The sequence below is a fragment of the Enterobacter hormaechei subsp. hoffmannii genome (assembly GCF_001729745.1).
In the GTDB taxonomy this organism is placed as follows: Bacteria; Pseudomonadota; Gammaproteobacteria; order Enterobacterales; family Enterobacteriaceae; genus Enterobacter; species Enterobacter intestinihominis.
Genome location: NZ_CP017186.1, coordinates 409,875 through 431,744, shown reverse-complemented (window position 1 = coordinate 431,744; position 21,870 = coordinate 409,875). Strand labels below are relative to the sequence as shown.

Below are 21,870 nucleotides of genomic sequence, written 5' to 3'. Positions count from 1 at the left end.
CTTACCCCGTTTTTGTGAGGATCGTTATGCAACAGGATGCGCACAAGCGTGCATTAATTGCAGGCTCCATCGGTAATTTCATCGAGTGGTATGAATTTGCGGTCTATGGTTTTCTGGCAACGGTGATTGCCAGAAACTTCTTCCAGCTTGAGGGGGAAGCGGAGCTCACCAGCCTGATCCTCACCTGGGCCTCATTCGCCATCGCTTTCTTCTTCCGCCCGCTGGGTGCGGTGGTCTTTGGCCGCATTGGCGACAGGATTGGCCGTAAACCGACGCTGATTATTGTGCTGGTATTGATGACGCTCGCCACCGCTGCCATCGGTATTGTGCCGGTCTACGCCAGTATCGGGATTGCCGCGCCGCTGATCGTTACACTCCTGCGTATTCTGCAAGGACTGTTCGCGGGCGGTGAGTATGGCGGCGCGGTCTCGTTGATGACGGAGTTCGCCCCGCGCGGCAAGCGCGGTCTTTACGGGGCATGGCAGTCCTTCACCGTGGCGCTCGGGCTGTTAGCAGGCGCAGGCATTGTCGCGTTGCTCTCTTCCCTTCTCTCCCCTGAAGCCTTGCACGACTGGGGCTGGCGCATTCCGTTCTTCCTGGCGTTGCCGATGGGTGCGGTCGCGCTATGGTTGCGGGTAAGCATGGAAGAAACACCGAGCTTTGTGCAGCAACGGGAAAAACCGGTTGTTACTCAGGCCAGCACCGCCGCCACGTTCAAAACCATTCTGATGGGCATTGGTCGCGTGATGGTCTGGTCTGCGGCGGGTTATACCTATCTGGTGATTATGCCGACCTATCTGCAATCTGCGCTGCACACCGGTTTTAACCAGGCGCTGCTGATTGCGGTGATTTCTAACATTGGGTTTGCGCTCACGATCATTCCGTCGGGCATACTGAGCGACAGGATCGGGCGGCGGACGGTGATGATTATCGCCACCGTGCTCCTGCTGATCCTCGCCCTGCCGCTGCTGAAAATTTTGCAGGCGGAGTCCAGCACGTTGGCTGTCAAAGCGATTGTGGTGTTGATTGCGGGGGGTTTGGTTGGGATGCTGGCAGGGCCGGGGCCGGCAATGCTGTCTGAGATGTTCCCGACGCGCGTGCGTTATACCGGGCTGGGGCTGGCCTATTCTCTGTCGAATGCGATCTTCTCGGGCTGTGCGGGGCTGATCATTACCGGGCTGATTAAAGAGACGGGCAATCTGGATATTCCGGCGTACTACGTGATGGCAACGGCGGTAGTGAGTATTTTCGCGCTGATGACGCTGAGAAAGGATGACCATTTGCGGTCGTTAGAGGAGTGAGATTGTTGCCCGGTGGCGCTGCGCTTACCGGGCCTACGGTACCATGCTTTTGTAGGCCGGGTAAGGCGAAGCCGCCACCCGGCACAACAGGCTACCCGCGCTGACGCACCGCTTCAAACAGGCAGATACCCGTCGCAACAGAAACGTTCAGGGACGATACGCTGCCCGCCATCGGAATGCTGATCAGCTCATCGCAGTGCTCGCGGGTCAGGCGACGCATGCCTTCACCTTCTGCCCCCATCACCAGCGCCATACGGCCGGTCATTTTGCTCTGATACAGGGTGTGATCCGCTTCACCGGCCGTGCCGACGATCCAGATATTTTCTTCCTGCAACAGACGCATGGTGCGCGCCAGGTTAGTCACGCGGATCAGCGGAACGTTTTCCGCCGCGCCGCAGGCCACTTTTTTAGCGGTAGCGTTAAGCTGCGCGGAACGATCTCTTGGCACAATCACCGCATGCACGCCTGCTGCATCGGCGCTACGCAGGCACGCGCCCAGGTTGTGCGGGTCGGTTACGCCATCGAGGATCAGGAAGAACGGGTTATCCAGCTCAGCGATCAGATCCGGCAGATCGTTCTCCTGATACTGACGGCCTGGCTTCACGCGCGCGATAATGCCCTGGTGTACAGCACCTTCGCTTTTTTCATCCAGATACTGGCGGTTCGCCAGCTGGATCACGACGCCCTGCGCTTCCAGCGCGTGGATCAGCGGCATCAGACGTTTGTCTTCACGCCCTTTCAGAATAAAAACTTCCTGAAAACGCTCCGGCGCGCGCTCCAGCAGGGCCTGCACCGCGTGGATGCCGTAAATCATTTCACTCATTGATGGTTCTCGTAATAAATATTTTCCCTCTCCCTGTCAGGGAGAGGGTAAGGGTGAGGGGAAATTACTCCGCCTGCTGTTTCTTCGCCGCGCGCTTCGCTTTGGTCGCGGCCGCTATTTTTTGGGTCTTGGTCGACGGTTTTTTCGCTTTACGAGCGTCTTTTTTCGCCGCCTTGGGCTTCTGCTGCTTCTCGCCACGGAAGGCGCTGTCTGGCTCAAAGTTTACTCTTTTACCTGCCTGACGTCGCTTGCCGCCCGCTTTACCGTTGCCGCCTTTTTTCGCTTTCTCACGCTCGGTTTTCCCGACGTTACGCGGAGCCCGTTCGCTGGAGATGAGGCTGAAGTCGATTTTACGGTCGTCCATATTCACGGCTTCAACCTTCACTTCCACCCGATCGCCCAGACGGTAGGTCTGACCGCCGGATTCACCGATCAGACGTTGTCCGACCTGGTCGAAGCGGTAGTAATCGTTATCAAGGCTGGAAACGTGCACCAGACCGTCGATAAACAGCTCATCCAGACGTACGAAGAAGCCAAAGCCGGTGACGCTGGCAATCACACCTTTAAAGACGTTACCCACCTGATCCAGCATAAAGTCACACTTCAGCCAGTCCGCCACGTCGCGCGTTGCTTCATCCGCACGACGCTCGGTCATGGAACAGTGCTGGCCCAGTTGCAGCATCTCTTCCATGGAGTAGTGATACCCACCGGTTTCGGTCGTATTGCCTTTGTGACCTTGCTCGTGCGCCAGCAGATACTTGATCGCACGGTGCAGGGACAGATCCGGATAACGGCGAATCGGCGAGGTAAAGTGCGCATACGACTGTAACGCCAGACCAAAGTGGCCTCGGTTTTCCGGATCGTAAATCGCCTGCTTCATGGAACGCAGCAGCATGGTTTGCAGCATTTCCGCGTCAGGACGATCGCTGATGGATTCCAGCAGCTCGGCATAATCGCGTGGCTCAGGCTTATTGCCGCCAGGCAGTTCCAGGCCGAGTTCGGCCAGCACGGAACGGAACGAGGTTACGGCTTCCGTGGTTGGCTTATCGTGAATACGGAACAGAGCAGGCTCTTTGGCTTTCTCAACGAAACGTGCCGCCGAGATGTTCGCCAGGATCATACACTCTTCAATCAGCTTGTGCGCATCGTTACGCTGAGTCTGCTCGATTCGCTCGATACGACGCTCAGCGTTAAAGATGAATTTCGCCTCTTCACTCTCAAACGAAATCCCACCGCGCTCTTCGCGCGCCTGATCCAGCGTTTTGTAGAGGTTGTGCAGCTCTTCGATGTGTTTGACCAGCGGCGCGTACTGTTCGCGAAGATCCTGATCGCCCTGCAACATATGCCAGACCTTGGTATAGGTCAGGCGCGCATGAGAACTCATCACCGCTTCGTAGAACTTATAGCCCGTCAGACGTCCCTTGCTGGAGATGGTCATTTCGCAGACCATACACAGGCGGTCCACCTGCGGGTTGAGGGAACACAGGCCGTTAGAGAGCACTTCTGGCAGCATCGGTACAACCTGCGACGGGAAGTATACTGACGTACCGCGGCTGCGCGCTTCGTTATCCAGCGGCGTGTGTGGACGTACGTAATAACTCACATCCGCGATAGCCACCCACAGACGCCAGCCGCCACCGCGTTTTTTCTCACAGTACACGGCATCATCGAAGTCGCGGGCGTCTTCACCATCAATGGTGACCAGCGGCAGATCGCGCAGATCCACGCGGCCTGCTTTGGACTCTTCCGGCACTTCTTCACGCAGGTTTTCGATCTGGTCTTCAACCGCTTTCGGCCAGACGTAAGGAATTTCATGGGTGCGCAGCGCCATATCAACGGCCATGCCGGTGCCCATGTTATCGCCCAGCACTTCGACGATTTTACCTACCGCTTTGGTACGGCGGGTCGGGCGCTGGGTAAGTTCAACCACTACCACAAAGCCCATGCGTGCGCCCATCACCTCTTCAGGCGGGATGAGAATGTCGAAGCTCAGACGGCTGTCGTCCGGCACCACAAAGCCTACGCCCGCATCGGTAAAGTAACGGCCTACAATCTGGCTGGTTTTCGGCACCAGCACGCGGACCACGCGCGCTTCGCGGCGGCCTTTACGATCTGCACCCAGCGGCTGCGCCAGGATCTGGTCGCCGTGAATACACATCTTCATCTGTTCGGATGAGAGGTACAGGTCGTCTTTACGGCCTTCCACGCGCAGGAAGCCGAAGCCATCGCGATGACCAATAACGGTGCCTTTCAGCAGATCGAGGCGTTCTGGCAGCGCGTAGCACTGGCGACGAGTAAAGACCAGCTGGCCGTCGCGCTCCATGGCGCGCAGGCGGCGGCGAAGGGCTTCAATTTGCTCTTCACCCTCAATGTTTAATTCAACGGCAAGTTCTTCACGATTGGCGGGTTTTTCGCGTTTTGTTAAGTGTTCAATGATGAACTCGCGGCTGGGGATAGGATTCGCGTATTTTTCGGCTTCGCGTTCCTGGAAAGGATCTTGTGACATGTCGGTTCCTCCGTTGTCAGCTCCGGTGGAAATTTTCTTCATTCCACCAGCAATAATTTATAAAGCGGTTGATTCTCTTCAACCAAATCGGCCAGCGTGTAGTTATCCAGTTCCTTGAGAAAACTTTGCACGGCCTTTGAAAGCGCCTGTTTCAGGCGGCAAGCGGGCGTAATGTGGCAAAACGCACTGCTACAGTTCACCAGAGATAGCGGCTCCAGTTCACGTACCACATCGCCGATACGGATACTCTGTGCCGGTTTACCGAGACGGATCCCTCCATTCTTCCCGCGGACGGCAGCAACGTATCCGGCACGACTAAGTTGATTGATTATTTTGACCATATGATTACGGGACACACCGTACACCTCTGTGACTTCAGAGATGCTGGTCATCTTCCCATCGGGTAACGACGCCATGTAAATCAGCGCGCGTAAGCCGTAATCGGTGAAACTTGTTAACTGCACATCAACCTCAGGAAAAAGGGAAAACGCGGTCAAACCGCAGAGATATTCATTAATGATGATAAACCAGCCAGATAGTTAGCGGCTAATTTATTTGACAGACGGGGCGAAAAAGCGGAGATCCAGGAGCGGTCGCCGGATGGCGCTGCGCTTATCCGGCCTACGGGTTTCCCCGCAGGCCAGCAGTCACGAAGATTATGCGTCGAACGGGTCGCGCAGGATCATCGTTTCAGTACGATCCGGGCCGGTAGAAATAATATCGATCGGCACTTCGGTCAGTTCTTCAATACGCTTAATGTAGTCCAGCGCAGCTTTTGGCAGGCCACTACGTTCTTTCACACCGAAGGTGGTCTCAGACCAGCCCGGCATGGTTTCGTAGATTGGCTCAATGCCTTCCCAGTCGTCAGCGGCCAGCGGAGTGGTAGTCACTTCGCGACCATCTGGCAGACGGTAGCCCACGCAGATTTTCACTTCTTTCAGGCCGTCCAGTACGTCCAGCTTGGTCAGGCAGAAGCCAGACAGGGAGTTGATCTGCACAGCACGACGCACGGCAACGGCGTCCAGCCAGCCGGTACGACGACGACGACCGGTGGTTGCGCCAAACTCGTTACCCTGCTTGCAGAGGAACTCGCCGGTTTCATCAAACAGCTCGGTCGGGAATGGACCTGCACCCACGCGAGTGGAGTACGCTTTGATGATGCCCAGAACGTAATCCACATAACGTGGGCCCAGGCCGGAGCCAGTTGCCACGCCACCCGCGGTGGTGTTAGAGGACGTTACGTACGGATAGGTACCGTGGTCGATGTCCAGCAGGGTACCCTGCGCACCTTCAAACATGACGAAATCGCCACGCTTGCGCGCCTGGTCCAGCAGATCGGACACATCAACAACCATGCCGGTCAGAATGTCAGCAATCGCCATGACGTCATCCAGCACTTTCTGGTAGTCAACGGCTTCGGCTTTATAGAAATTCACCAGCTGGAAGTTGTGATATTCCATCACTTCTTTCAGTTTTTCAGCGAAGGTCGCTTTGTCGAAGAGGTCGCCCACGCGCAGACCGCGACGAGCCACTTTATCTTCGTATGCCGGGCCGATGCCACGACCGGTAGTGCCGATCGCTTTCGCGCCACGCGCTTTTTCACGCGCCACGTCCAGCGCCACATGATAGTCCAGGATCAGCGGGCAGGCTTCGGAGAGCAGCAGACGCTCACGAACAGGGATACCACGGTCTTCCAGACCTTTCATCTCTTTCATCAGCGCAGCTGGAGACAGCACAACGCCGTTACCGATGATGCTGGTGACGTTTTCGCGAAGAATGCCTGATGGAATAAGATGGAGGACGGTTTTTTCACCGTTGATTACGAGAGTATGGCCTGCGTTGTGACCGCCCTGGTAGCGTACAACATATTTAGCCCGTTCAGTCAGAAGATCGACAATCTTCCCTTTACCTTCGTCACCCCATTGGGTGCCCAGTACGACGACGTTGTTACCCATTTTTTTCAAAATCACCGTTTGCTTAAAAATGGATTCTACCATCGCTTTTTCAGATATACAGCACTTTTTGACCCTAAAATATGCCGATTGCGGTTAGTTTTTGATCAGCCAATCGTTTTCCTCAACATGTAGTAGATAACGATACCGGCAACCACAAGTCCACCACCAAAACGACGCAAAATATTGTCCGGAAGTTGGCTCATGGTCGCGATCATCCGTCGCCATGCGCGTGGATAGAGCATCGGGCCGAGGCCTTCCAGCACCAAAACCAAAGCCAGTGCGAGCCAGATCGTTGAATTCATTTTTCATCCTTATAAAAGAAAACCACCGCTCCGTGAAGAGCGGTGGTTTGAATACTCAAACGAGCCTGAGTTTATCGCGTTGCGTTAGTCGGCGTCTTCATATAACGGAAGAAATCGCTGTCCGGGCTGAGTACCATCACATCCTGGTTGCTCTGGAAGCTATTCTCGTAAGCACGCAGGCTACGGATAAAGGCGTAGAAGTCGGGATCCTGGCTGAAGGCATCGGCAAACAGCTTCGCGGCTTCGGCATCGCCTTCACCACGCAGGATACGGCCTTGACGCTCAGATTCCGCCAGCGTCTTGGTCACTTCGTAGTCCGCTGCGGCACGCAGTTTCTCGGCCTCTTCCTGACCCTGTGAACGGTGACGACGGGCTACCGCTTCACGCTCGGCGCGCATACGGTTGTAGATCGCCTCGGACACCTCCGCTGGCAGGTTGATCTGCTTGATACGCACGTCAACCACTTCGATACCCAGTGCAGCCATACTGTTCGGGTTGATCACCGGTACTTTACCGTTGGTTTCAGCCTGAACGCGTTCAGCCGCTTTGGCAATCGCGTCATCCGCTGCCGGTGTTTCCACTTCGTCTTCGGTACCCGCTGTACCTGAGTTCAACGCATCACGCACTTCCAGGGTCAGACGACCTCGGGAGTCGGTCACGATGTCTTTTACATCCAGACGACCAATTTCAGAACGCAGACGGTCAGAGAACTTACGTTTCAGCAGCACTTCTGCCTGAGAAACGTCACCACCGCCGGTTGCCAGGAAGTAGCGGCTGAAGTCGCTGATGCGCCATTTGATGTAGGAATCAACGATCAGGTCTTTCTTCTCTTTAGTCACGAAACGGTCGGCCTGGTTATCCATGGTCTGGATACGTGCGTCGAGCGTTTTGACTGACTGAATGAAAGGCACCTTGAAGTGCAGACCCGGCTCGTAGATCACCGGACGCTTGTCGCCGTCACGCACGACGCTGCTAAACTGGAACTTGATCCCACGTTCGCCCTCTTTCACCACAAAGATGGAGGTGTAGAGCACGACCAGTGCGATGATGATGATCGCAATAACTGACTTACGCATCCTTATTCCCCCTGACGCTGGTAGTCGTTACGCTGCGCGTTAGCACGGCGTTGGTCCATAATGTCACCATCGTTCGAAGAAGGCGTTGTGTTCGCGCTGGAGCTACCAGACGAGGCTGGCGGCAGACGCAGCAGGTTGTTGGCTCCGCTGTTGTCTTTTGCTGCCGGTGCAGAACCGCCTTTAAGCATCTGATCCAGCGGCAGGACCATCAGGTTTCCGCCTTTGTTGTCGTTAACCAGCACTTTACGCGTATGGCTCAGCACTTTTTCCATGGTCTCGATATAGAGACGCTCACGGGTAATTTCCGGCGCGGCTTTATATTCCGGCAGGATCTTCGCGAAGCGAGCCACTTCACCCTGTGCTTCCAGGATGGTCTGGGTCTTATACGCGCGCGCTTCTTCCAGAATACGCTGCGCCTGACCGTTTGCACGCGGCTGAACTTCGTTGGTATACGCTTCCGCTTCACGGATGTACTGCTGTTCGTTTTCACGCGCGGCAATCGCATCGTCAAACGCCGCTTTCACCTCTTCCGGCGGACGTGCAGCCTGGAAGTTGACGTCCAGCAGGGTGATACCCATGTTGTACGGACGGATGGTCTCTTCCAGCTCGCGCTGGGTATCGCTACGAATAACGGTACGACCTTCGGTCAGGATACGGTCCATGGTGTATTTACCGATCACGCCACGCAGGGCGCTGTCGGTCGCCTGACGCAGGCTGTCATCCGCGCTGGTCACGCTAAACAGATAACGCTCAGGATCGGTCACGCGGTACTGGACGTTCATCTCAACGCGCACCACGTTTTCGTCAGAGGTCAACATCACGCCAGACGCCGCCAGTTCACGGACGGACTCCACGTTCACTGCGGTCACGTTATCAATGAAGGTCGGTTTCCAGTTCAGGCCCGGCTCAACCAGATGGCTGAACTTACCGAAACGGGTTACCACGCCGCGCTCTGCTTCTTTAATGGTGTAGAACCCGCTGGCTGCCCAGATGATGACTACCGCCGCGGCCACAATGCTTACTACGCGGCCACCCATAGGCGGGCGCGGACTCTGAGTGGAGTTGCCACCCGAGCCAGAACCTTTTCCTCCGCCAAGGCCACCAAGCTTTTTGCTCAGTTTGCGGAAGATATCATCCAGATCCGGCGGCCCCTGCTCGCGACCACCTTTGTTGCCATTTCCCCCAGAGTTGCCGCCTTGATTATTGCTGCTTCCCCACGGGTCGCGGTCTTGTCCGTTATTACCGGGCTGATTCCACGCCATGTATATGCTCCATATTTGTTATGCAAGGGCGAATTTTTCAGGCTTCCCCTTTCTGATCAGACGATATAGTCCGCCAGCGCAGGTTCTTGTTTACAGAGGCGACGCCAGTCAACGATCGGCATACGCACCTGCATCCCCACGCTGCCGTCATCCTCCATCCACTCTTTTTCTATCGCCTGAAGCTGATAAAACCGGCTACGCAGCCTGCCTTCCTGTGGCGGCAGTCGCAGCGTGTGCTGAGCTACCTCACCGGAAAGACGTTCTGTCAAAGCCTGGAAAAGCAGTGGCACACCAATCCCGGCCTGAGCAGATAGCCAGACCCGAATTGGTTTGTTCTCTTCATCTCGGTCGATACGCGGTTCGAAATCGTCCAGCATATCGATCTTGTTCATCACCAACAAAGTTGGAATTTCGTGGGCGTCAATCTCTTCGAGCACCACATTCACCGCGTCGATGTTCTCCTGCACGCGTACGTCAGCCGCATCAATCACGTGCAGCAGCAGGGTCGCCTGACGCGTCTCCTGCAACGTCGCTTTAAACGCCGCCACCAGATCGTGCGGCAGATGGCGGATAAACCCTACGGTATCCGCCAGTACCGTTTCACCGACGTCTGCGACGTCAATACGGCGCAGCGTAGGGTCCAGGGTCGCAAACAGCTGGTCTGCGGCATACACCTGGGCCTCGGTTATCTGGTTAAACAGGGTGGATTTACCGGCGTTGGTATAGCCCACCAGCGACACCGTTGGGATGTCGGCTTTGGTTCGCGCCCGACGCCCCTGTTCGCGCTGTTTCTCAACACGCTCCAGACGAGAAAGGATCTGGGTTATACGGCCACGCAGCAAACGACGGTCGGTTTCGAGCTGGGTTTCACCCGGGCCACGTAAACCAATCCCGCCTTTTTGTCTTTCAAGGTGTGTCCAGCCACGCACCAGACGCGTCGCCAGATGGCGCAACTGCGCCAGCTCAACCTGCAACTTACCCTCGTGGGTACGCGCACGCTGAGCAAAAATATCTAAGATCAACCCCGTGCGATCGATAACACGACATTCGCAGAGAGCTTCCAGGTTACGTTCCTGAGCCGGAGACAGCGCATGATCAAACAGCACGACTGATGCGCCGGTTGCTTTTACGGCATCCGCAATTTCAACTGCTTTACCTTCACCAACAAAGTACTTCGGGTGCGGCGCTTTACGGCTACCGGTAATCACCTGCATTGCTTCGACACCGGCGGAAGAGACCAGAGATTCAAACTCCTGGAGGTCTTCCATATCTTTGTCTTGCGAAAAATAGATGTGTACCAGCACCGCCTGCTCACCGGCGTCATAACGGTCAAACAAGCGTAAACCTCTCTAAAAAGATCAGCGGGGAACGCAGGATCCCTGGCTCCCCGTGTGGAAAACAGCCCAAAACCTTATTCGGTTTCTTCGCTGTCCTGCGCAGGAGCAGATGAACCCTGCGCGTTGCTGCCATGATGGTAGTTACTGCCAGTGCCGCCGCCAGCGTTATTGCTGTGATGAGATACCGGACGGGACGGAACAACAGTAGAAATCGCGTGCTTATAGACCATCTGGCTGACCGTGTTTTTCAACAGGATCACGAACTGATCGAAAGACTCAATCTGACCTTGCAGCTTAATACCATTCACCAAATAAATAGAAACTGGAACACGCTCCCGACGCAATGCGTTCAGGAACGGATCTTGTAAAGATTGCCCCTTAGCCATTCTATCTTTTCCTTATATGCTTGTTTTGTACTTAGAACCTTGCGATTCTGAAAAATTGCGCACGATACGGCTTAATTGTACACATTCAGTCAGCGATATCACCAATAACCTCAATCACTTCGTTTAACGCCTGTTGTGGTTTTTCACTGTCTAACCAGTGAACACCCTCCCAACCACGCAACCAGGTGATCTGGCGCTTCGCTAACTGTCTCGTGGCGCAAACACCTCGATAAACCATTTCATCGTATGAAATCTCGCCTTCAAGATACGACCACATCTGGCGGTATCCCACACAACGAATGGAAGGCATGTCCGTATGCAAATCTCCACGGGCAAAAAGCGCCCGCACTTCTGCTTCAAAATCTGAAGCCAACATCTGATGAAAACGCTGCTCAATTCGTTGATGGAGCAGTTCACGGCTCGCCGGGGCGATGGCGAACTGATGCACCTGATACGGCAGAGCGTCTCCTGACGTTTGCGTCAGTTCCGTTAAAGTTTTACCCGAAATGAAAAAAACTTCCAGTGCCCGGGAAAGCCTTTGCGGATCGTTTGGGTGGATCCGCGCTGCGGCAACCGGGTCAATCTCTTCCAGTTGCCTGTGCAAAACGTCCCACCCCTGCTCTGCCGCCTGCAGCTCAATCTTCGCTCTCACTTCCGGATCGGCCGATGGCAGAGGCGATAACCCCTCCAGCAGCGCCTTAAAGTAGAGCATCGTGCCGCCAACTAACAGCGGTATGCGTCCCGCGGCGGTAATCTCGGCCATCTCAGCTAAGGCGTCGCGGCGAAAATCTGCTGCGGAGTAAGCCTGTGCCGGGTCGAGAATATCCAGTAAACGGTGCGGTGCCGCACGCAGTTCGTCTGCGTTGGGCTTCGCCGTGCCGATGTCCATTCCTCGGTAAATGAGGGCTGAATCAACGCTAATCAACTCTACTGGCAAAACTTTACGTAACTCAATGGCTAACGCCGTTTTACCGGAGGCCGTTGGCCCCATTAAAAAAATCGCCTTTGGCAGGCTCGCCTTACTTACATCAGTCATGTTTCAGGGCGGTCATCGCCGTTTTTAAATCAACAGGTTGTAACAAACCACCTGGCGGCGCTTTCACCAGTTGTGGACAGAGGCGTTCCACCTCTGCCAGAACGGTAATCGCCTGCGCCATACTCCACGGCGAATGTTCGCTGGCCAGATGGCGGGCGATCCACTGCGCGGTATCGGCGGCATCAAACGTCGTTTGTTGCGCCAGGTAGCCTATCAGTTCAGGAATCAAGTTTTGTAAATTTTGTTGGCGTAAGGGTAAAGGCACTGCGCGAATTGTCACATGCTGCGCGTCCAGTACGATTTCAATCCCCATTTCGGCAAGAAGCGCCTGGGCACGCTGCAAAACCCCTGTTTCTTCATGGTTTATTTTCAACCGAACCGGGATCAGTAACGGCTGAGCACAGGCGGCGTTTTCCCCTGGCGTCAGTTGCGCCTGTTTAAGCCAGCGTTCCGCTACCGGCAACGCCAGCAGCATCAATTTCCCCTCGCGTTCAAGCAGTGCCATGTCCGGGGCGACAATCGTCAATACCCGGCCAAAACTCTGGCTATGTCCGTCAAGGGAAGACGGCGATACCTCAATATGTTCTTTCCGTTCCACGGCTGGGGTGTCCAGCAATTTACGGTATAACGCCCCTTGCTGCTTTTGATACCCCGGCTGGGCATTTGGGTAGTTGGCGCCCGTCGGGCGCGGTGCGCTTCCCGCTGACGAAAAACGCGGAGCCACTGGTTCGCGCGCGGCTGCGGGTTCAGCGAAATGGTTACGTCCGGCCGCCACGCGATTTTCTGGCAGCGATCGCGGTGCAGGAATGTCGTTTTCCAGCGGCAGCGTTGGCTCAGCCTGCTTCTGCAAAACGCTAACGACGCCCTGATAGATAAAATCATGCACCAGACGCGACTGGTGGAAACGCACCTCGTGCTTGGCGGGGTGCACGTTAACGTCAACCTGATGCGGGTCGATCTCCAGATAAAGCACAAAGGCGGGCTGTTGATCGGCGCCGAGCTTATCTTCACAGGCCTGGCGAATGGCGTGGTTAATCAGGCGGTCGCGCATCATGCGACCGTTGACGTAGCAGTACTGAATCTCAGCAAACGCGGCGCTACTGGCGTTCGGATCGGCAACCCAGCCGCGCAGGGCCAAATCGCCATGCTGCCACTCAATGGCCAGCGCTTTTTCCAGGAACGGCGTGCCGCAGATGGCGCCCAGCCGACGCTCCTTTTGCCCGCCTTCCGCCACTGCCCGGTACTGACGCATCACCTTACCGTTATGACTGAGGTTAAGAGTGACATCAAAGCGTGCCAGCGCGATGCGGCGGATGATCTCGTCGATATGTCCGAATTCGGTCTTCTCGGTTCGCATAAACTTGCGCCGGGCGGGCGTGTTATAGAAAAGATCCAGCACTTCAAGCGTGGTGCCTACCGGGTGCGCCGCTGGTTTAACCGTGACGTCCATATCGCGCCCTTCGGCGTAGGCCTGCCAGGCTTCCTGCTGGTCGGCCGTGCGGGAGGTCAACGTTAAGCGGGAAACGGAGCTGATACTGGCCAACGCTTCGCCGCGAAAACCCAAGCTGATAATCGCTTCCAGATCGTCAAGTGACGCAATTTTACTGGTGGCATGACGCGCCAGCGCCAGCGCCAGCTCGTCCTTTTTGATGCCACAGCCGTTATCACGAATGCGGATAAGCTTTGCGCCCCCGCGTTCAATATCGATATCAATGCGGGTCGCCCCTGCATCGAGGCTGTTTTCCACCAGCTCTTTTACCACCGATGCAGGGCGTTCCACCACCTCACCGGCGGCGATTTGGTTCGCGAGCTGCGGCGGTAGAACCTGAATCGGCATGAACTCTCCTTAATTAGTCGCGGTCATCTCACCCGGCAGCGCGGCGCTTGCCGTCTGGGCTGCCCCGCCCTGCGGCGCAGACTGAAGCGGATGCGCGTCAAAGTATTTACGCAGACCGTTATAAATCGCTTCAGCAATTTGCTGCTGATAGCTGTCGCTTCCCAGTAAACGCTCTTCACCGTGATTACTGATAAAACCCGTCTCTACCAGAATCGACGGAATATCCGGCGAACGCAGGACACCGAGGCTCGCATGTTCCGGACGACGCTTATGCAGCGATCCGACGCTTTGCAGCTGGTTGAGTACGTTAGTGGCGACATCATACCCGACGCGCTGAGAATGACCGAACTGTAAATCCAGTACCGCCTGGCTGAGATACGGATCGGCCTGGCTGTTTGCCAGCACATCGCCTGCCCCGCCTAACAGTTCAGACTGCTTCTCGTGCTCTTCAAGCCAGTTCGCCATTTCACTGTTGGCACGACGGTTCGACAGTACCCATACCGACGCGCCGGTGGCGTTACGGTTCGGCGCAGCATCCGCGTGAATCGACACCAGGAAGTTGGCGTTTTGCTTACGCGCCACATCCGAGCGTCCCATCACTGAAATAAAATAATCTCCGTCGCGGGTCATGACCCCTTTAAACATCGGATCGTCATTCAGAAGCGCACGCAGCTTACGGGCAATGGCGATAGTGACGTTTTTCTCCCGCGTGCCGCCCGGGCCAATCGCGCCAGGATCTTGCCCGCCGTGTCCGGCGTCGATGGCGATAATCACTTTGTCGCCACTGACCGGCGTTCGCCGCGCGCTGACCGCCGGACGCGTCACCGTGTTGCTGCTGGTCACGGCGGTAAGTCGGTCATTTTGTGATTTAAACGGATTACGGGCTGGCTCAGACGGCCTTGGGGTATAAACCGGCGCTTCTACGCGTTTTGCTACCACAGGTGCAGGCGGTGGCGGCGGCGGAACATCAGCATTAATGGTAAAAACCACCGTATAACTGGCGCCGTTTTGCTGCTTAACCGCCTTCGTTTTGCCCTTTTCGGTGAGATCGACCACCAGACGCAGAGACTGCGCATCCTTCGGCGTCCCCGAACGGATGCTTTTCACCAGATTGTTGCCGCTGAACTGGAGCGGCAGCCCCTGGATCACCCCGGACTGTTTAATATCGAGCGCCACGCTGCGGCTGTCGATTTGTGAGAAAGCATATTCAGGATCGCCCATAAAGCTGAAGGTAATGCGGGCCTGGCTATCGCCATTCGACACCTGAATATCCGAGAGGCTGGCCGCACCGGCCTGCGCGCACAGCAGAACCGTGGCTGCCAAAATCCAACCTTTAACGCGATTAATCATCCCGTTATCCCTACGCTCAACCGGCTAAACGCGCCAGTAAGGAACAGCCTGATGAGGAAACCGCACTGATGCGCGCCTCACGCCCTTGTGCCTGATAATCCAAGTGAATTTCGACATCCGGGTCAGGCAGCACACCCGCACCTTGTTGCGGCCACTCCACCAGGCAAATGGCGTCGTTGGCAAAGTAATCGCGAATCCCCATAAATTCCAGCTCCTCAGGATCCGCAAGACGATATAAATCAAAGTGGTACACCATGATATTTTCAAGCGTGTACGGTTCTACTAGCGTATAAGTCGGGCTTTTTACGTTCCCGTTATGGCCTAACGCCTGCAAAAAACCACGGCTGAAGGTTGTTTTACCCGCGCCTAAATCACCATACAGATAAATGACGGTCGCCCCCTGACAGGCCTGCGCCACGCGCTTGCCGAGATCTAAAGTGGCTTGTTCATCAGGTAAAGGAATCGCTCGATTAGTCATTTTCTACGTCAATCACATCCGGGTTAACAACACGCCGCAGCGTGCAAAAAAGATCGGTGGCCAGCATACCGCGCGTTCCGTAACGAGCAGCCAGCCTGTCAGCCGCCGCACCGTGGGCCACGCAGCCAGCACAGGCTGCATCATAAAGGGGAAGTTTCTGTCCGAGCAATGCGCCAATGATGCCAGAGAGCACATCACCCATGCCGCCGCTCGCCATGCCTGCATTACCGGCATCAACGATGCCCATCGCATCATCGCTGGCAATAACGGTCCCCGCCCCTTTCAAAACGACAACACCTCCGTAACGTTTTACCAGACGTTGGGCTGAAAGTAAGCGATCGCTTTCAATTTCTGCCACGCTACAGTTAAGCAGCCGTGCGGCTTCGCCGGGGTGTGGCGTCAGAATGCGATTGTGACGCGTATCCGGGTTTATTGCCAGAAGGTTAAGCGCGTCGGCATCCCAGAGCATCGGCTTACGAAAATTCTCGGCCTTTTGCAGGGCCCGTTTACCCCACTCCTGCTGACCCAGGCCCGGACCAATGACTACCACGTCCGCCCACTCAAGACCCTCTTCAATCGCCTGTGGGGCAAGCTCGTGGACCATCAGCTCCGGCCGCGCGGTAATAATCGGCGGAATGTTTTCGCTGCGGGTCAGCACGCGTACTAATCCGGCACCGCTGCGCAACGCGGCCTCTCCTGTCATGCGAATCGCACCTGCCGTGCCATGATCGCCACCGATAATCAGCAGCCGGCCATGATCACCCTTATGGGATGTGGGGCGGCGCGGAGGCAGCCACTGAGCAAGCAGGGAGGCATCAAAGCGGGTGATGTGGGTATCCTGTCCAGCCAGCCAGTTTTCCAGCCCCAGTGCGTTGTGATGTAACGTCCCCACGACATCCCGCGCTTTACCGGTAAGCAAACCCGGCTTCAGGGCGATAAAGGTCACGGTGTGCGCAGCCTCAATCGACACGCCCGGCGTCGCGCCGGTTTGCGCCATCAGGCCGGAGGGAATATCCAGCGCCACCACCGGGGCGGGGTGCGCATTAGCGTGGGTAATCAGCGCGGCGACGTCATCGCGAGGCGCGCGCATCAGCCCCGTCCCCAGCAGACCATCAACAATCACGTCGACATCCTCGGGCCAGATAATATCAGGCGCATGAATAATGCCCCCCGCATTCAGCCAGGCCTCTCTCGCCATGCCAGCCTCTTCCGGTAGCGGCTTGTCGCTCTCCAGCGCCAGCAGGGTGACGCGCAGCCCCGCCGCCACCGCAAGACGAGCCACCACATAGCCATCGCCACCGTTATTGCCGTGCCCGCACAGAATCAGGTAGTGCGAGGCATCCGGATAAGCCGTGCGCGCCACGTTAAACGCCGCCTCGCCCGCGCGCTGCATCAGTTCATAAAGGGTAACGCCGAGGCTGTCTGCGGCCTCTTTTTCGGCCCGACGGAGGTCATCCGCATGCCAGATGGAATGTGGTATACTTGCGGGGTTTTTCTTCACAGTATGGTCCGTCATGTCACAGCCCCTCGATCTCAATGAATTAGCGCAGAAAATAAAACAGTGGGGTGCTGAACTGGGCTTCCAGAAGGTCGGTATTACCGATACCGACCTCTCTGCCAGCGAGCCTAAGCTACAGGCATGGCTGGATAAACAATACCACGGCGAGATGGAGTGGATGGCGCGCCACGGTATGATGCGTGCCCGCCCCCACGAGCTGTTGCCGGGTACGCTGCGCGTCATTAGCGTACGCATGAACTATCTGCCCGCTAACGCGGCCTTTGCGCGCACGCTAAAAAATCCTTCGCTGGGTTACGTCAGCCGATACGCGCTGGGACGTGATTACCATAAACTTCTGCGCAACCGTCTAAAAAAGCTCGGGGAAACCATTCAGCAGCACTGTGTTTCGCTGAATTTTAGACCCTTTGTCGATTCTGCGCCTATTCTTGAGCGCCCGATCGCCGAAAAAGCCGGGCTTGGCTGGACAGGTAAGCACTCACTTATCTTAAGCCGCGACGCGGGCTCATTCTTTTTCCTGGGTGAACTGTTGATTGATTTACCCCTGCCGGTAGACGGTCCGGTGGAAGAAGGGTGTGGCCGCTGCGTGGCCTGTATGACCATCTGCCCAACGGGCGCTATCGTTGAACCCTATACCGTTGATGCGCGCCGCTGTATCTCTTATCTCACCATCGAGCTGGAAGGTGCTATTCCAGAGGAATTTCGTCCGCTTATTGGCAACCGCATCTACGGCTGTGATGACTGCCAGCTGATTTGTCCGTGGAACCGTTATTCACAGTTGACGGACGAAGAAGACTTCAGTCCCCGCAAGGCGTTACATGCCCCGCAGTTGATCGAACTGTTCGCCTGGAGCGAAGCCTGGTTCCTAAAGGTGACGGAAGGTTCCGCCATACGTCGTATCGGCCACCTGCGCTGGCTGCGTAATGTGGCCGTTGCGCTGGGTAATGCCCCATGGGATGAAGCCAATCTTCAGGCGCTTGAAAGCCGCAGAGGTGAGCACCCACTTCTTGATGAGCACATAGAATGGGCGATTGCGCAGCAAATTGAGAAGCGAAATGCCGGCGTGGTTGAAGTGCAGTTACCGAAGAAACAGCGCCTGGTCAGGGTGATTGAAAAAGGGCTGCCACGGGATGTGTGATATATTCACAGGCTGTGAATAAAAATAAGAATTCAGGCGCAATAAGGTTTAGCAAACAGGTCAAGTGATCTCAATAACATTTTGAAATCAAATTTTCTTCATAGATTACAGTTAATTACGAAGATATTATTCACCCTGCTAACATTTTGTACAACTGGGATTTATCACAGTTTCTGTGGATAACTCTGTTTACAAGAGTGTTTCAGATACAATAGAAAACGTCCCCAACGAAGCATTTCGCTGTGGATAATTTAGGAAAGAAGAAGAATTTGGAGCGGGAAACGAGACTCGAACTCGCGACCCCGACCTTGGCAAGGTCGTGCTCTACCAACTGAGCTATTCCCGCTTGGGTATTCTGGTGCTGTGCGTATCTTGCGATACTTTCAAATTTTGGAGCGGGAAACGAGACTCGAACTCGCGACCCCGACCTTGGCAAGGTCGTGCTCTACCAACTGAGCTATTCCCGCTTGGGTGTTCTGGTGCTGGCGTATCTTGCGATACTTTTCAAATTTTGGAGCGGGAAACGAGACTCGAACTCGCGACCCCGACCTTGGCAAGGTCGTGCTCTACCAACTGAGCTATTCCCGCAAATCTGTACTGCTTTTGTTGCTGTCGTAACGTGTAATTCTCTGTCGTTACGGGAGGCGCATTATACGAGAAATCCGTTTAGCTGCAACCCCCCTCAAAGCGATTTTTTTGAAATTCAGTTCAAGTGCTTATTTAATCGGCAAGCTGAACAATTTAGCGACAAAAACCCGGCCACGCAAGGCGCCGGATCGCAAAATTAAAGCTTAATAAAGTTTTCGCGATAGTACGCCAGCTCCGCAACAGACTCACGGATGTCGTCCATTGCCTGGTGCGTCCCCTGCTTTGTGAAGCCGTCGAGAATTTCCGGTTTCCAGCGGCGGGCCAGCTCTTTTAAGGTGCTCACATCCAGATAGCGGTAGTGGAAGTAGGACTCCAGCTCCGGCATGTACTTAAACAGAAAACGACGATCCTGACCAATGCTGTTGCCACAGATAGGCGATTTTCCTGCCGGCACCCACTGCTTCAGAAACTCAAGCGTCGCCAGCTCCGCTTCGCGGTCGCCCAGAGTGCTGGCCTTCACGCGTTCCACCAGCCCGCTGCCAGTATGGGTACGCACGTTCCACTCATCCATCAGCGCAAGCTGGTCATCGGACTGGTGCACGGCAATCGTTGGGCCTTCCGCCAGAATATTGAGGTTGGCATCGGTGACCAGTGTGGCGATCTCAATAATGCGATCGCGCTCGGGATCCAGGCCGGTCATCTCCAGATCGATCCAAATCAGGTTGTTTTCGTCCGCGCTCATGTTATTTTCCACCCTTCTCGCTTAACCGGCAGTAGCAGGTTAACTAGTATTAATTAGAGTGTATCATAGAGGTTTTGCCCGCTATGGGCGACCAGGAGCCAGCGCGATTGAGTAAAAATAAACTCTCCAAAGGGCAGCAGCGCCGCGTGAATGCAAATCACCAGCGCCGTCTTAAAACCACTACGGAGAAGCCCGATTACGACGACAACCTGTTTGGCGAAGCGACGGAAGGCGTGGTGATTAGCCGCTTCGGTATGCATGCCGATGTCGAGTCTGCCGACGGGGACATCCACCGTTGCAATATCCGTCGCACCATCCGTTCCCTGGTGACCGGTGACCGCGTGGTCTGGCGTCCAGGCAAAGCGGCTGCGGAAGGGGTAACGGTTAAAGGTATCGTTGAAGCCGTGCATGAACGCACGTCGGTTCTGACCCGTCCTGATTTCTACGACGGCGTAAAGCCCATTGCCGCCAATATCAACCAGATCGTGATCGTTTCGGCGATTTTACCCGAACTTTCGCTCAACATTATTGACCGTTACCTGGTGGCCTGCGAGACGCTACAGGTTGAGCCGCTCATCGTGCTGAATAAAATCGATCTGCTGGATGACGAGGCCATGGCCTTTGTGAATGAGCAGATGGATATCTATCGCAATATTGGTTATCGCGTTTTGATGGTTTCCAGCCGCACCAAAGATGGCCTGAAGCCGTTAGAAGATGCGCTGACCGACCGCATCAGTATCTTTGCAGGGCAGTCTGGCGTGGGTAAATCGAGCCTGCTTAACAACCTGCTCGGCCTTCAGCAAGAAATCCTGACCAACGATGTGTCGGACGTCTCCGGGCTGGGCCAGCACACCACCACCGCCTCACGTCTCTATCACTTCCCGCACGGCGGCAATGTGATTGACTCCCCGGGTGTGCGTGAATTTGGTCTCTGGCATCTCGAGCCGGAACAAATCTTTAACGGATTTGTCGAATTCCATGACTATATAGGCGCTTGCAAATACCGCGACTGTAAACATGACAACGATCCGGGCTGCGCCATCCGCGAAGCGGTGGAGAACGGTGAAATAGCGGAAACCCGTTTCGAAAATTACCATCGTATTCTCGAAAGCATGGACCAGGTAAAAACGCGTAAAAACTTTTCTGATTCTGATAACTGACAACTAAGCTAAGCGTCGCTAAAATCGTCCCCTTTTTTCAGGTTCCGGCAGCGTACTGCCGGATCAGGAACGACAAAACAATGGCCTGGAGGCTACCTTGTTAAACTCATTTAAACTTTCGCTTCAATACATTCTGCCTAAACTGTGGCTCACTCGCCTGGCGGGCTGGGGCGCGAGCAAACGAGCGGGCTGGCTGACCAAACTGGTCATCGACCTGTTCGTGAAATACTACAAGGTCGACATGAAAGAAGCGCAGAAGCCGGATACGGCAAGCTACCGCACCTTCAACGAATTTTTTGTGCGTCCGCTGCGCGACGAAGTGCGCCCGCTGAATACCGACCCGAACGTGCTGGTGATGCCTGCTGACGGCGTGATCAGCCAGCTGGGTAAAATTGAAGACGACAAAATTTTGCAGGCGAAAGGCCATAACTACAGCCTGGAAGCGCTGCTGGCCGGTAACTACATAATGGCGGATCTGTTCCGCAACGGGACTTTCGCGACCACCTATCTCTCCCCGCGCGACTACCACCGCGTTCATATGCCGTGTAACGGCATCCTGCGCGAGATGATCTACGTGCCGGGGGATCTGTTCTCTGTAAACCACCTGACGGCGCAAAACGTCCCTAACCTGTTTGCCCGTAACGAGCGCGTCATCTGCCTGTTTGATACTGAATTTGGCCCAATGGCGCAGATTCTGGTAGGTGCTACCATTGTGGGCAGCATCGAAACCGTCTGGGCAGGCACCATTACGCCGCCACGCGAAGGCGTGATCAAGCGCTGGACCTGGCCTGCCGGAGAAGAAGAAGGTTCTGTGGCCCTGCTGAAAGGTCAGGAGATGGGCCGCTTCAAGCTGGGCTCAACGGTAATCAACCTGTTCGCACCGGGCAAAGTTAACCTTGTCGACGAGCTGGAAAGCCTGTCCGTGACCAAACTCGGCCAGCCTCTGGCAGTATCGACGGAGGTCTTTGCAACGCCAGACGTTGCGCCAGCCCCGTTGCCGGAAGAAGAGATCAAAGCCGAGCACGATGCCAGCCCGCTGGTTGACGACAAAAAAGACGAAGGTTAACAACAGAAGGA

The 21,870-nt window shown here is 55.5% G+C and carries 19 protein-coding genes and 3 tRNA genes; 4 read left to right on the top strand and 18 right to left on the bottom strand.

Going from position 1 to position 21,870, the window contains the following annotated elements; translation table 11 throughout:
• Nucleotides 1–26: 26 nt before the first annotated feature.
• On the top strand, nucleotides 27–1,301 hold the full coding sequence (locus tag BFV65_RS02070) for an MFS transporter (protein ID WP_063152401.1): 1,275 nt from the start codon (nucleotides 27–29) through the stop codon (nucleotides 1,299–1,301).
• Nucleotides 1,302–1,392: 91 nt separating this feature from the next.
• Here the strand turns inward: BFV65_RS02070 and rlmB are convergent, their stop codons facing one another.
• The 14 genes from rlmB to nnr form a co-directional block, all read right to left on the bottom strand.
• On the bottom strand, nucleotides 1,393–2,124 hold the full coding sequence (rlmB, locus tag BFV65_RS02065) for a 23S rRNA (guanosine(2251)-2'-O)-methyltransferase RlmB (protein WP_003856001.1): 732 nt from the start codon (nucleotides 2,122–2,124) through the stop codon (nucleotides 1,393–1,395).
• A gap of 64 nt (nucleotides 2,125–2,188) precedes the next feature.
• Nucleotides 2,189–4,630, bottom strand: coding sequence for a ribonuclease R (gene rnr / locus BFV65_RS02060; protein WP_023299135.1), 2,442 nt, complete (start codon nucleotides 4,628–4,630; stop codon nucleotides 2,189–2,191).
• 38 nt (nucleotides 4,631–4,668) lie between these two features.
• On the bottom strand, nucleotides 4,669–5,094 hold the full coding sequence (gene nsrR, locus BFV65_RS02055; RefSeq protein WP_003855998.1) for a nitric oxide-sensing transcriptional repressor NsrR: 426 nt from the start codon (nucleotides 5,092–5,094) through the stop codon (nucleotides 4,669–4,671).
• Between the two features lie 192 nt (nucleotides 5,095–5,286).
• On the bottom strand, nucleotides 5,287–6,585 hold the full coding sequence (locus BFV65_RS02050; RefSeq protein ID WP_032621775.1) for an adenylosuccinate synthase: 1,299 nt from the start codon (nucleotides 6,583–6,585) through the stop codon (nucleotides 5,287–5,289).
• Between the two features lie 104 nt (nucleotides 6,586–6,689).
• Entirely contained in the window at nucleotides 6,690–6,887 is a 198-nt protein-coding gene (locus BFV65_RS02045) for a DUF2065 domain-containing protein (protein ID WP_003855996.1), read from the bottom strand.
• 71 nt (nucleotides 6,888–6,958) lie between these two features.
• Complete coding sequence (gene hflC, locus BFV65_RS02040) at nucleotides 6,959–7,963, bottom strand: protease modulator HflC (protein WP_022646821.1); 1,005 nt, start codon at nucleotides 7,961–7,963, stop codon at nucleotides 6,959–6,961.
• 2 nt (nucleotides 7,964–7,965) lie between these two features.
• On the bottom strand, nucleotides 7,966–9,225 hold the full coding sequence (gene hflK / locus BFV65_RS02035; protein ID WP_022646820.1) for an FtsH protease activity modulator HflK: 1,260 nt from the start codon (nucleotides 9,223–9,225) through the stop codon (nucleotides 7,966–7,968).
• Between the two features lie 56 nt (nucleotides 9,226–9,281).
• Nucleotides 9,282–10,562 (bottom strand): ribosome rescue GTPase HflX, encoded by a 1,281-nt coding sequence (gene hflX, locus BFV65_RS02030; protein ID WP_003855991.1) that lies wholly within the window; start codon nucleotides 10,560–10,562, stop codon nucleotides 9,282–9,284.
• Nucleotides 10,563–10,636: 74 nt separating this feature from the next.
• Nucleotides 10,637–10,948 carry an RNA chaperone Hfq gene (gene hfq / locus BFV65_RS02025; protein WP_006810391.1) on the bottom strand — a complete coding sequence of 104 codons (312 nt, stop codon included), beginning with the start codon at nucleotides 10,946–10,948 and terminating at the stop codon, nucleotides 10,637–10,639.
• 85 nt (nucleotides 10,949–11,033) lie between these two features.
• The gene (gene miaA / locus BFV65_RS02020) at nucleotides 11,034–11,984 is read right to left on the bottom strand and encodes a tRNA (adenosine(37)-N6)-dimethylallyltransferase MiaA (RefSeq protein WP_069596165.1); all 951 of its coding nucleotides are present in this window, start codon (nucleotides 11,982–11,984) and stop codon (nucleotides 11,034–11,036) included.
• Entirely contained in the window at nucleotides 11,977–13,821 is a 1,845-nt protein-coding gene (gene mutL, locus BFV65_RS02015) for a DNA mismatch repair endonuclease MutL (RefSeq protein WP_069596164.1), read from the bottom strand. Before mutL ends, miaA begins: the two co-directional genes overlap by 8 nt.
• Before the next feature lie 9 nt (nucleotides 13,822–13,830).
• Complete coding sequence (amiB, locus tag BFV65_RS02010; protein WP_022646817.1) at nucleotides 13,831–15,171, bottom strand: N-acetylmuramoyl-L-alanine amidase AmiB; 1,341 nt, start codon at nucleotides 15,169–15,171, stop codon at nucleotides 13,831–13,833.
• A gap of 16 nt (nucleotides 15,172–15,187) precedes the next feature.
• Nucleotides 15,188–15,649 carry a tRNA (adenosine(37)-N6)-threonylcarbamoyltransferase complex ATPase subunit type 1 TsaE gene (gene tsaE / locus BFV65_RS02005; protein ID WP_003855970.1) on the bottom strand — a complete coding sequence of 154 codons (462 nt, stop codon included), beginning with the start codon at nucleotides 15,647–15,649 and terminating at the stop codon, nucleotides 15,188–15,190.
• Entirely contained in the window at nucleotides 15,642–17,165 is a 1,524-nt protein-coding gene (gene nnr, locus BFV65_RS02000; RefSeq protein ID WP_032621418.1) for a bifunctional ADP-dependent NAD(P)H-hydrate dehydratase/NAD(P)H-hydrate epimerase, read from the bottom strand. Before nnr ends, tsaE begins: the two co-directional genes overlap by 8 nt.
• Between nnr and queG the strand changes: the two genes are divergently transcribed.
• Entirely contained in the window at nucleotides 17,164–18,303 is a 1,140-nt protein-coding gene (gene queG, locus BFV65_RS01995; RefSeq protein WP_015572463.1) for a tRNA epoxyqueuosine(34) reductase QueG, read from the top strand. The genes nnr and queG overlap by 2 nt on opposite strands.
• 270 nt (nucleotides 18,304–18,573) lie before the next feature.
• Here the strand turns inward: queG and BFV65_RS01990 are convergent.
• From BFV65_RS01990 to orn, 4 genes are all read right to left on the bottom strand, one after another.
• A tRNA-Gly gene (locus BFV65_RS01990) sits at nucleotides 18,574–18,649 on the bottom strand.
• 45 nt (nucleotides 18,650–18,694) lie between these two features.
• Nucleotides 18,695–18,770: transfer RNA gene (locus BFV65_RS01985), tRNA-Gly, on the bottom strand.
• Nucleotides 18,771–18,815: 45 nt separating this feature from the next.
• Nucleotides 18,816–18,891, bottom strand: a tRNA-Gly gene (locus tag BFV65_RS01980).
• Between the two features lie 196 nt (nucleotides 18,892–19,087).
• Complete coding sequence (gene orn / locus BFV65_RS01975) at nucleotides 19,088–19,633, bottom strand: oligoribonuclease (RefSeq protein WP_003855965.1); 546 nt, start codon at nucleotides 19,631–19,633, stop codon at nucleotides 19,088–19,090.
• A 107-nt stretch (nucleotides 19,634–19,740) separates the two neighbouring features.
• Here orn and rsgA point away from each other — a divergent pair, with 107 nt between their 5' ends.
• Entirely contained in the window at nucleotides 19,741–20,793 is a 1,053-nt protein-coding gene (rsgA, locus tag BFV65_RS01970; RefSeq protein ID WP_169819290.1) for a small ribosomal subunit biogenesis GTPase RsgA, read from the top strand.
• A gap of 97 nt (nucleotides 20,794–20,890) precedes the next feature.
• Nucleotides 20,891–21,859, top strand: a complete 969-nt coding sequence (asd, locus tag BFV65_RS01965; RefSeq protein ID WP_022646813.1) for an archaetidylserine decarboxylase — start codon at nucleotides 20,891–20,893, stop codon at nucleotides 21,857–21,859.
• The last annotated feature ends 11 nt before the right edge of the window (nucleotides 21,860–21,870 follow it).

Coding starts and splice junctions, on each gene's coding strand:
- tsaE (WP_003855970.1), bottom strand. CDS start 15,649: ATGACTAATCGAGCGATTCCTTTACCTGATGAACAAGCCACTTTAGAT.
- BFV65_RS02050 (WP_032621775.1), bottom strand. CDS start 6,585: ATGGGTAACAACGTCGTCGTACTGGGCACCCAATGGGGTGACGAAGGT.
- hflK (WP_022646820.1), bottom strand. CDS start 9,225: ATGGCGTGGAATCAGCCCGGTAATAACGGACAAGACCGCGACCCGTGG.
- hflC (WP_022646821.1), bottom strand. CDS start 7,963: ATGCGTAAGTCAGTTATTGCGATCATCATCATCGCACTGGTCGTGCTC.
- rlmB (WP_003856001.1), bottom strand. CDS start 2,124: ATGAGTGAAATGATTTACGGCATCCACGCGGTGCAGGCCCTGCTGGAG.
- BFV65_RS02045 (WP_003855996.1), bottom strand. CDS start 6,887: ATGAATTCAACGATCTGGCTCGCACTGGCTTTGGTTTTGGTGCTGGAA.
- hfq (WP_006810391.1), bottom strand. CDS start 10,948: ATGGCTAAGGGGCAATCTTTACAAGATCCGTTCCTGAACGCATTGCGT.
- nnr (WP_032621418.1), bottom strand. CDS start 17,165: ATGACGGACCATACTGTGAAGAAAAACCCCGCAAGTATACCACATTCC.
- orn (WP_003855965.1), bottom strand. CDS start 19,633: ATGAGCGCGGACGAAAACAACCTGATTTGGATCGATCTGGAGATGACC.
- miaA (WP_069596165.1), bottom strand. CDS start 11,984: ATGACTGATGTAAGTAAGGCGAGCCTGCCAAAGGCGATTTTTTTAATG.
- rnr (WP_023299135.1), bottom strand. CDS start 4,630: ATGTCACAAGATCCTTTCCAGGAACGCGAAGCCGAAAAATACGCGAAT.
- amiB (WP_022646817.1), bottom strand. CDS start 15,171: ATGATTAATCGCGTTAAAGGTTGGATTTTGGCAGCCACGGTTCTGCTG.
- BFV65_RS02070 (WP_063152401.1), top strand. CDS start 27: ATGCAACAGGATGCGCACAAGCGTGCATTAATTGCAGGCTCCATCGGT.
- mutL (WP_069596164.1), bottom strand. CDS start 13,821: ATGCCGATTCAGGTTCTACCGCCGCAGCTCGCGAACCAAATCGCCGCC.
- queG (WP_015572463.1), top strand. CDS start 17,164: ATGTCACAGCCCCTCGATCTCAATGAATTAGCGCAGAAAATAAAACAG.